The organism is Dryocola clanedunensis (assembly GCF_038405435.1).
In the GTDB taxonomy this organism is placed as follows: domain Bacteria; phylum Pseudomonadota; class Gammaproteobacteria; order Enterobacterales; family Enterobacteriaceae; genus Dryocola; species Dryocola clanedunensis_A.
Genome location: NZ_JBBYHZ010000038.1, coordinates 1 through 1,163, shown reverse-complemented (window position 1 = coordinate 1,163; position 1,163 = coordinate 1). Strand labels below are relative to the sequence as shown.

General features: G+C 63.5%; 1 protein-coding gene and 1 pseudogene. Both read right to left on the bottom strand.

Going from position 1 to position 1,163, the window contains the following annotated elements; genetic code table 11:
• The coding region (locus AAE045_RS23170; RefSeq protein ID WP_455549675.1) for an IS110 family transposase at window positions 1-661 on the bottom strand (661 nt) is incomplete at its 3' end.
• 309 nt (window positions 662-970) lie between these two features.
• Window positions 971-1,163 (bottom strand): annotated as a pseudogene (locus AAE045_RS23165) (glutamine--fructose-6-phosphate transaminase (isomerizing)); the annotation flags it as partial.

Here is a 1,163-nt window from a genome sequence, read left to right as displayed (position 1 = left end):
CCAGGCCGACCAGCGAGGCAATGGCCTTGCTCCCCAGTGTTCCCAGCTCCGGCAGTTCGCAGGCCAAGGTGCTGACCAGGATCGGTCCAGCGCCTTTAAGCGTTCCGATGTTCTTCCAGCCCGGCTGCGCGGCGAGCTGCTCGGCAATGGCCTTGTCCAGCTGTTTAAGATCTTCAGACAGCTGGGCAAGATGGCGCTGCTTGATCGTGATCAGGACTGGATCGGTCAGCTGCCGCAAGCGCTGCATCTCGCTGACGCGCATCTGCACCAGATGACGACGGCACTGCGCAAATTCGGCCAAACGCCGCTGCCACGGGGCCGGTGGCACGTAGCGGGTGAGCGGTAAAAGGTGAGCCATCTGCGCCAGCACCGCTGCATCGAGTCGATCGGTTTTGGCAGCACGTCCCGTAGCTTGGGCGAAGCGGCGTGCCCGAGCGGGATTGATGCGGACCATCGGAAGCCCAGCCTCGTGCAAAGCCGCCAGGGCGGCACGCTCGTAGCCGCCGCTGGCTTCCAGAACGACCTGCGTGATGGGCCATTGTTTCAGCCATTGAATCAGCCGCACAAAGCCGCGCTTGTCGTTGCTGAATTGGTCAAACGCCTGTTCATGGACGGCAACATCCAGCGTGGCCTGACTTACATCGATCCCGATCCCATACATGGCAGAACTCCGCTAGGCTGACAGGGTCGAGAGCTCCCCCCGCTTGCCCAGTCTTATCAGTCCGAGCGCCAACTCGATCAACTGTTCGGGCGGATCAGGGAGAAACCGGCGTGGGGACCCAAGCTACCGAGCGGTCGCAAGACCTAGAGCCACACGGTCGCCCACGCCGGGCTCTCGGCACCTAAAGTGCCAGATCGGCAAGAGATAAGAGCCACCGCGCGGCGCAACCGACGAACACGGTTACCTGACACCCACAAAAAAGGGGGCCGCGCGGCCCCCTTCTCCACATCCACAACGCGACGCGCGCGTTTATTCCACCGTCACGCTCTTGGCCAGGTTGCGCGGCTTGTCCACGTCTGTCCCGCGAGCCAGTGCGGTGTGGTATGCCAGCAGCTGCACCGGCAGGGTGTGCACGATCGGGCTGAGCACACCGGCGTGGCGCGGGGTGCGGATCACATGCACGCCTTCGGACGCGACGAAGTTGCTGTCCTGGTCGGCGAAC